Source organism: Paenibacillus foliorum, assembly GCF_013141765.1.
Lineage (GTDB): Bacteria > Bacillota > Bacilli > Paenibacillales > NBRC-103111 > Paenibacillus_S > Paenibacillus_S foliorum.
Genome location: NZ_WHOD01000093.1, coordinates 1 through 8986 on the forward strand (window position 1 = coordinate 1; position 8986 = coordinate 8986).

General features: G+C 43.4%; 6 protein-coding genes. All 6 read left to right on the forward strand.

From position 1 onward, the window contains the following. The first annotated feature begins 675 nt into the window (after positions 1–675). Entirely contained in the window at positions 676–3000 is a 2325-nt protein-coding gene (locus tag GC093_RS24030) for a helix-turn-helix domain-containing protein (RefSeq protein ID WP_171654454.1), read from the forward strand. A 148-nt stretch (positions 3001–3148) separates the two neighbouring features. Next, the gene (locus GC093_RS24035; protein ID WP_171654455.1) at positions 3149–4792 is read left to right on the forward strand and encodes an extracellular solute-binding protein; all 1644 of its coding nucleotides are present in this window, start codon (positions 3149–3151) and stop codon (positions 4790–4792) included. Positions 4793–4859: 67 nt separating this feature from the next. Beyond that, positions 4860–5771 carry an ABC transporter permease gene (locus GC093_RS24040; RefSeq protein ID WP_171654456.1) on the forward strand — a complete coding sequence of 304 codons (912 nt, stop codon included), beginning with the start codon at positions 4860–4862 and terminating at the stop codon, positions 5769–5771. A gap of 14 nt (positions 5772–5785) precedes the next feature. Continuing rightward, a complete protein-coding gene (locus GC093_RS24045) occupies positions 5786–6664 on the forward strand; it encodes a carbohydrate ABC transporter permease (RefSeq protein WP_171654457.1) in 879 nt (292 codons plus the stop codon). 10 nt (positions 6665–6674) lie between these two features. Then, the gene (locus GC093_RS24050; protein WP_171654458.1) at positions 6675–7385 is read left to right on the forward strand and encodes a tyrosine-protein phosphatase; all 711 of its coding nucleotides are present in this window, start codon (positions 6675–6677) and stop codon (positions 7383–7385) included. A 294-nt stretch (positions 7386–7679) separates the two neighbouring features. Beyond that, positions 7680–8986 (forward strand): hypothetical protein (locus tag GC093_RS24055; RefSeq protein ID WP_171654459.1); only part of this gene is annotated, 1307 nt, incomplete at its 3' end.

Genomic DNA, 8986 nt, shown 5'->3' on the forward strand with positions numbered 1-8986 from the left:
GGTCAAGGAATCTTCATCTTCTATCTTGAACCGAATTTCCGATGGTTTTAGTTCAAATAATACTTCAGTTAATTTGTCAGTAGTGTGGGTATAACTTTGAATAATCTCTTTCAATCACAGCACCTCCTTGAATGTCTGATATATTAATAGATTATCCGAATTCAGTTAAAAAGATTCTCGAAGTTTGTTGTCGTAGCATGACTATTTTTAGGGAGGATTTAGTATAACTTGGTCCAAATGAATGGGACAGGTGAGGTAGTGAATAAAGTTGAATGAGGTGATTAACGATGAAAGAACAACGTGTTTACGAAAAAGACACCCTTGAGGTGTCTGATATTAAAAACATGCTAGGCTAGGGGATAAACTAGGTTTACGCCCAGCCTTCTTTTTACGTGTTCCTTACGGATGCGTACAGAGAAGGTTCTTTGCTTTTTTGATTATTCTAAACAGGTGTACTTTTATTTATATTTCTAGAAGTATATATCAGCATCAAATCTGATTATGTTATAGTAATGGTACTTCACTTTACTATCTTCCGCATAGGTGCGTTGTTGTATTACACTCGATTTATGATTTTGATAACAGGTTTCGCGAAAATGCAAGCGCTTACTATTCCGATGGTTTTACTCGAAGCTGCGCTCATCCGTCTAGAAACAGAACAGGGGGTTGGGGACTATGCTAGTGATAAGAAATAAATTGTTCCAGAAAATTCTCTTATACTTCCTCTCTCTGCTGATTCCCATTATTATTATCGGTCTGACCTTCTACCTGAACGAGGCACAAATCGTAAAGAAAGACGTTTCCCAAAAGCTTGATGCGAATTTGAAGTTCTCCTCCCGAACGATTGACATCTATTTGGAGATGACTCAATCGACCAATAATAATTTATTTCACAGCGATATCATTCAACAGTATTTGAAGCCCTACCTTCAACTAACTAATGAGGAAAAAGTCAACTTGCCGCTTATTGTCAAAGCGATCGTGCAAAATCGGAACACAATCAGTTCTTTCATCGACCAAATTTTCCTGTATATCGATACGGAGCGGGTGTATTCAAGCGAAGGACTGATCAGCTTCGAAACGTTTTTCGACCGATTTTATCATTTGGATGACTACAATCAGGATTATTGGAAGAAGAGGCTCGAGACGAGCAGCTTGTTCCAATTGCTGCCCCCGACCCGTGTGAAACAATTCAGTGGCTTACAGGGGCAGGAGGTTATACCAAGCGTCTCCACTCAATATGTGAATGGCAAGCTGGTGACGATGGTGACCAGTCTATCCGTTCCCGCCATCGCTTCTTCGCTCAACAACAATTCGCTCTATTCCTCTACAGCTTATCTGATTCTGGACAGCAGCAAGCGGGTGATTCTGAACAGTGGCAACTGGAATGAGGAGACGGTTCGGCAAATCGGGGCGCAGCTCCCCGAGAATAAGGGCGTCTACTTTACGAAGCTGAACGATTACGAGGTGTTGATCGTGCGTTCGCCCTCCGGCTCTTTCGGTTGGGATTATTACTCCATAACTCCCGTATCAGCATTCAGCGGTGAATCATCCGGCATTTTGAACCTATTGTTCTGGATTTGCCTTAGTTTGGTAATAATCGGCATCCTCTTTTCGTTCATTTTCAGCGTCAATCTGTATAATCCTATCAAAAATATTAAGGAAATTCTGATCCGCGCGGAGAAGGAAATCGAGGTTAACAACGAGCTCCGAAGCAGTGATGAATTAAAAATGATCCGAAGCCGGATTCATCAATTGGTTGAGCAAAATCGGCATGCTACTCTTACGCTGAATCAATATTCAAGTGAGCTGCTTGACCAATTTTTCACCAATTTGATCAAAGCGCATCCGTGGGCACAGCAGGAAATACCGACCCGGATTTTAGATAAGCTCGGTTTTCAGGATGCCTACTACTCCTGCTGCTGTTTCATGTTTGATTACAAGGGGCGGTTTTATCACGAACTCCCGGAAGCTGATCGACTGCTGATCCAGGAAAAAATGAAGAACGTATTATGGGGACTTATGCAGCGTCATATCAATTGCTATGTGCTGGAATTGGAGCCAAACTTGTATGTCTGCGTCATGAACTTGAAGCAAGAAGAAGATCGGCTGCTGCTGGATCAAGCTCTGGTAAATATAAAGAGCACCTTCGAATACGATATGATCTATTGCGAACTGACGATTGGACTGGGCAAAATGTACTCGAAGATAGGGGATATTGCCAAATCTTACAGCGATGCTATCACGGCGATTGTTCAAGGTAAAGGGCATTCCGATGTCACGATCGCGGATTCCGCGGACTTCACCATTGAACAAACGTATTTTTATTCTTTTCTGGACGAAAGCAAAATTGCAAATGCGTTCAAGATTGGAAGCATAGAAACGCTGCGTACGGAAGTAGAAGGACTGATCCAGTTCAATATCAACCGAGGCGTTTCTTACGCTTATCTCGGCGCGCTGCTTGCTGAGCTGCTGAACACAGGTATTCGATATATTCATGAGCGGCAGCTTCAGCTCCAAATGCTGCTTACGGAAGATGAGTACGCTATCCTAGCGAGCAGGAATATGTCGCCGAACGAGTTCCGCGAACGCATTGAGAGGTTATTTGATTTTTACGGACGCATTATCACCGAAACGACCGTCAAGGGCGAGCCGAAGGTGGGTACGGTCATTACACTAATTACAAACTATATCGAAAGTAATTACCATAATAATATTTATCTGGAAAATATTGCGGACGAAATTGGCTTGTCCCCCAAATATGTATCGCGACTTTTCAAAGAAACGACGGGAACGAGCATCACTGATTACATCAGTCTGGTACGGATGGCGAAAGCGAAGGAGCTGCTCGCACAGAATGATCTGAAAATCAGCGAAGTGTCCGAGCGGATCGGCATCACGAGCCGCACTACTTTTTTACGAATCTTCAAAAAGCACGAAGGAATTTCGCCTATGGATTACCGTAATGCCATTGCGCGAAAGCAAGATGAAGCAAATTAGACTTTTTAGTTCATGGTGGAAATATGAAACATTGCCTTCCATAGGGAATTTCGGAACAAGAAGCGTTAATTTGGTTATATGAGGAAAAAATGACAGATGATAGAGTGAATGTGCAGGACAAAACAATTTACCAATTGGGAGGTTCTATATGCACAAGAAAGCAAATTTAAAAACGAGGGTCATCATGACGGGGTGCGCTATTTTGTTACCCGCCAGCTTGCTCGCCGCTTGCAGTGGGGGAGGACAGCCGGCGAAGAATACCGATGCTAAGCCGAGTCCGGCAACAGCACCGGCAACAGCACCAGCAGCTACGGCTCCTGCCGCACCACTGGAGTTAACCTGGATGAGGTATGAGCATCCTTCACAGGCGCTTGTTAACGATTCGCTCGCCATTAAGGAATTTCTGAAGAGACAGAACGTCAAGCTGAATCTGCAAGGCGTTCCGCAGAGCAACTATGACGATAAGAAGAAGACACTGATCGCCACCAATACAACACCGGACATTATGCTAGTGAAGCAGGACGATATTCAAAATTATGCGGATACCGGGATTTTCCTTGATCTGACCCCTTATCTCGATAAGATGCCGAATTTAAAGAAAGTTATTGATCAACAGCCGGACATTAACAAGAACCGAATAGACGGCAAATTGTACGGCTTTCCGCTTGCCGCCAGCTTCACCGGAGCAGGTGGACAGCTTGCTATGATGCGTATGGATATCCTTGAGAAGGTTGGAGCGAAAGTGCCTACGAATTATGAGGAGCTGTACGAAGTATTCAAGAAGATGAAGGCCGCTTATCCGGACTCTTATCCGTTCACGGCCCGCGCGGCGAATGGACTAACGGGAACTGAAAACTTAATCAATCCAATTGCATTCGGATTTGGCAGCGGTTACACGACATTCAACGGATCCAAAGTGTACTACGAGCCAAAAGAAAAAAAATACAAATTCGGTCCGAATTCTGCCGAATTCAAGAATGCAGTCACATGGCTGAACAAGCTGCATAAGGAAAAGCTCCTCGATCCTGATTATGCGACGGCCACTTCGCAAATCTGGCAGGAGAAGCTCAGCTCCAATAAAGCGTTCTACTTCCAGGACAACAACGGCTTCGCCAACCAGTTCAATATTGCACTGCAAAAAGCGGATCCGAAAGCGAAATTCGACCTGCTGTCAACGATGAGCTCCTCGAATGGTGCAAAACGGAATCTGATCTATGCCAAGGGCCATCTGTCCGAGTCGTACGTGCTTAACCCTAAGGTGAAAAACCCGGAGAAAGTGGTCGCCTTCATGGACTGGCTCTACTCCGATGAAGGCTCGAATCTTACGAGCTTCGGCCTTCAGGGTGAACACTACACTATGACGAGTGGGCAGTATAAGATGTCCGATGCGCTGTTTAGCAAGTACAAGGATGATAAAACTCCAAGCTATACGATTTCCTCGGCATTTGGTCTAGGCTATCTCGGCTATGCCTTATTGGAAGACACCCGGTTGGGAAATACTTTCGCAACTCCACAATCCTTAGAATGGGAAGTTAAAGCGACCAAGATGGAAGAAGCCGGTGAAAGTATCCGTTTCGTAAGCGATCCTCCGTTTACTAAGGAAGAGCGTGAGAAGCTTAAGCAGTTGCGGTCACAGCTTGATTCCTATCTCACTCGCAACATGGATAAATTTATTATGACGGATGGCGCACTCAGCAAGGATTGGGACGGCTTCGTGGCCGAGCTGAAGAAACTGGGCTCCGATCAGCTTGAAAAAATCTATAACGATGCTTTGGCGCGTGTAGTCAAGTAATCAGCGGAAGAAGGGGAACAAGCCAAAAGTTCACGTTCCCCTTTTTTTAAGAAAGGAAGGTCTTGATATGATTTCGACTACAGCAGTCAGAAGAAAATTCGTCAGAAGCATTCCTCTGTATGTGATCTTTGCGCTGCCCTTTATTTATTTTTTGATTTTCCATTATGCTCCGATGGTCGGCAATTTAATGGCCTTTCAGGATTACTCCATTGTGAGAGGATTTTTTGACAGTCCTTGGGTAGGATTTAAATATTTTAAACAATTTTTGTTTGATTCTTATTTTTGGCAGGTCGTCAGAAATACGCTGCTAATTAATTTTTATTCGTTGATTTTCTTTTTCCCGTCATCAATTATCTTTGCTCTCTTGTTGAACGAGCTTCGGCTTAAGGTCTTCAAACGGTTCATTCAGACAGTAACGTACGTCCCGCATTTCTTGTCCACTGTTGTGGTGGCTGGGATGTTGGTCAACTTTTTATCCACAGACGGTCTTATCAATAATCTGATCAAGTGGTTTGGTAGCGAGCCAAGGACATTTATGGCCTTGCCTGAATGGTTCCGTACCATCTTCATCAGTTCAGAAATCTGGCAGAATATGGGCTGGAACTCGATTATCTTTTTAGCTGCGCTCTCCTCCATTGATCCCCAGTTATATGAAGCCTCTACGGTGGATGGAGCCAATCGCTGGAATAAAATGCTGCATATTACATTGCCCGGCATAGCTAACGTAGTCACGATTATGCTGCTCTTGTCGCTCGGAAAAATGATGATGGTCGGCTTCGAGAAAATTATATTACTGTACAGCGGTCCCACATACGATACGGCTGACGTCATTCAGACGTTCATTTATCGCAGGGGCTTGATCGACAGTGATTTCAGCTTCGCCTCTGCAGTCGGTATTTTTCAATCCATCATCGCGTTCGGCATGGTCATCTCTGCCAACATGATATCCAAAAAAATTAGCGGAACAAGGCTGTTCTAAAAGGAGGGGTCATCATGCACGGACGCATACTCGACAGCGGACGCATATTCGATATCTGCAATGTGCTGTTCATGCTGGTTCTGATCGTAATTACTTTGTACCCTCTGTACTATATGGGCATCGTATCGATCAGCGCTGGCGATGCGGTTAATCGAGGGGAGGTTTATTTCTTTCCGAAAGGCTTGAATTTGCAAGCCTATGAAGTCATCATGGCGGACGCGTCCATTCTGCGTTCTTATGCCAATACGTTGTTTTATACAACGGCTGGTGTCATTATCAATCTGATAATGACAGCATTATGCGCATACCCGTTATCCAGAGGACATTTATTTGGACGAGCGTTACTATCGCTGTTTGTTATCTTCACCATGTTCTTCGACAGCGGTCTGATTCCGCGTTACATGGTGATCCATTCGCTGGGAATGGTGAACACAGTATGGGCGATTCTGATTCCTACAGCCATCAATGTATTTAATATGATCTTGATGCGGACGTTTTTCGAAAATATTCCGGATTCGCTTCATGAATCGGCAACGGTGGACGGAGCGGGCGAATTCAGGATTCTCCTTCAGGTGGTATTGCCTCTATCCATGCCGGTTATGGCGACGATGTTCTTATTCTATGCAGTGGGCCACTGGAACAGCTTTTTCCCCGCGCTCATCTATTTGAACGAGAAGAGCTTATATCCGCTGCAAATTATCCTCCGCAACATCGTTATTGCAGGCGATATGGCGTCGCAAACTACGAGCACGGGAGCGGAAGAGCTGGCTGTAATGAGTCTGAATATTAAATATGCCACTGTGTATGTCGCAATTCTCCCGGTGCTCTTCCTATACCCGTTCGTGCAAAAATATTTTGTCCAAGGCGCCATGATAGGATCTGTGAAAGGATGATGAAAGGCGTATGATCGATATTCATTGCCATATTCTGCATGGGATCGATGATGGTCCTCAAGATATTAAGGAATCGGTTGAAATGGCCCAAATCGCTTATAATGACGGGATTCGTCATATCATTGCCACGCCCCATTTTTCCGCGAACCATTATTCTCATCGTGGGCTGGTTCGGGATAAGGTAAACGAGCTTCAGAACCAGCTGCATATCCATAACATTGGCATCACGATCCACACCGGAAATGAGGTAAGATTGGAAAGTCCAGCTTTTATCGAAGAACATTCGCGGGATGAAAATTTTTTCTATCTGGGAGCAGCCTCCCAATTTATCCTACTGGAACAAGTATGGGAGGGGTACTGCGAGGAAACTCCGAAAATCGTCAAATCGTTCATGAAACGAGGAATCACGCCTATTATCCCCCATCCGGAGAGGCATTTTTTCTTCCGTGATAATCCGCAGCTTCTCATTGACCTTATCAATCAGGGCTGCCTCACTCAGGTAACCGTTGACAGCCTGCTGGGTAAAAACTCGGAAGAAACAATGACCTTCAGTCACTGGCTCATCGAACAGAATTACGTGCATGTCATTGCTACTGATGCCCATAATGTACGGAGGAAGCCTAATTTGTCGGAAGGATTTCGCATTGTTACAGAAATCGCCGGCAACCAAAGAACCGATGACATTCATCGACGATTAGAACAAATTATCGGTTTCAATTAATCGCAGCTGTATTGTTTTACGCGACATTTCCCTTGAGATCGAGTCGTCATACTCCTGAATAACTATTGACATTTTATCAGGACACATCATCAAATCGTTTAACCCTGTTAGCCCTTTATGCATTTTCCTTTGGGAGATTGCTTGAATGGGCTTTTTGGTTTTAATATTATCCAGAAATGAAATGTTATTTTCCCCTTTCGTTGTCATTTATAAAGTGTCCTGAATAAAATGAAACAGCAATAGCCTAAGGGACCGACAAAAATTTTTGAAGAAGAAAGGACGAAGAAACATTCAATGAAAAAAACTTATAAACTTACTGAGATCGCCCATAAAATTGGGAAAATGCGTACTACTGTTACTGATTGGTCAAACCAATATCGGCAATATCTTCCGACTATAATTACTAATGGTTCTCTCAGATATACAGAAGAAGCCTTAGTGATTTTTGAGAAGATTTCCAAGTTGAGGGATGCCAATAAATCAGTTAGGTATATAAAGGGCAATTTACAGGAAATGCGCCAGAAGGCTGTTACAAAGATTAGTGAAGACGAAAAGCCTATATTACCTAATGTTCATAACTTAAACTTTCAGTCAAGTAAAGAGACGATGGACCTACGTAATGTTGTCCAGATACTTACACAAAAATTAGAAGCGAATAAACAACCTGAGCATGTAAAGGACCATTTGCAGGACATAGTCCAAAAGGTTACTATCTCGTCTAAGGAGAACGGCACGCTTTTGTCACCGATTATTGATAGCTCAAACGTTCAGTTAAATAAAGAAGTTATGGAGCTGCGTAATATTATCCAAACACTCACGGAAAAAATAAATGAAGTTTTACATCAAGATCTTAGTAATGAAATTACTTCCAAAGTAGAATCACTGAACACACGATATGACGGTGTATCTGAAGAAGTCACGGAACTGCGTAATGTTATGCAGACACTTACAGAAAACATAACCGAAATTGTAGAGCAAGACATTAAAAGTGAATTAATTGCCATTGCAGAATCCTTGGTCACACAATATGACGGTGTGTCTGAAGATGTCACGGAACTGCGTAGCGTTATGCACACACTTACAGAAAAAGTAACTGATATTGTAGAGCAAGACATCAAAAGTGAATTAATGGCCACAGCAGAATCACTGAACACACGGTATGACGGTGTATCTGAAGAAGTCACGGAACTGCGTAATGTTATGCAGACACTCACAGAAAACGTAACCGAAATTGTTGAGCAAGACATTAAAAGTGAATTAATTGCCATTGCAGAATCCTTGGTCACACAATATGACGGTGTGTCTGAAGAAGTCACGGAACTGCGTAGCGTTATGCACACACTTACTGAAAAAGTAACTGATATTGTAGAGCAAGACATCAAAAGTGAATTGATGACCACAGCAGAATCACTGAACACACGGTGTGACGGTGTATCTGAAGAAGTCACGGAACTGCGTAGCGTTATGCACGCACTTACAGAAAAAGTAACTGATATTGTAGAGCAAGACATCAAAAGTGAATTAATGACCACAGCAGAATCACTGAACACACGGTGTGACGGTGTGTCTGAAGAAGTCACGGAACTGCGTAGCGTTATGCA

Bases quoted from the DNA above. Each gene is read 5' to 3' on its own strand.
- GC093_RS24030 (WP_171654454.1), top strand. From the start codon at position 676: ATGCTAGTGATAAGAAATAAATTGTTCCAGAAAATTCTCTTATACTTC.
- GC093_RS24035 (WP_171654455.1), top strand. From the start codon at position 3,149: ATGCACAAGAAAGCAAATTTAAAAACGAGGGTCATCATGACGGGGTGC.
- GC093_RS24040 (WP_171654456.1), top strand. From the start codon at position 4,860: ATGATTTCGACTACAGCAGTCAGAAGAAAATTCGTCAGAAGCATTCCT.
- GC093_RS24045 (WP_171654457.1), top strand. From the start codon at position 5,786: ATGCACGGACGCATACTCGACAGCGGACGCATATTCGATATCTGCAAT.
- GC093_RS24050 (WP_171654458.1), top strand. From the start codon at position 6,675: ATGATCGATATTCATTGCCATATTCTGCATGGGATCGATGATGGTCCT.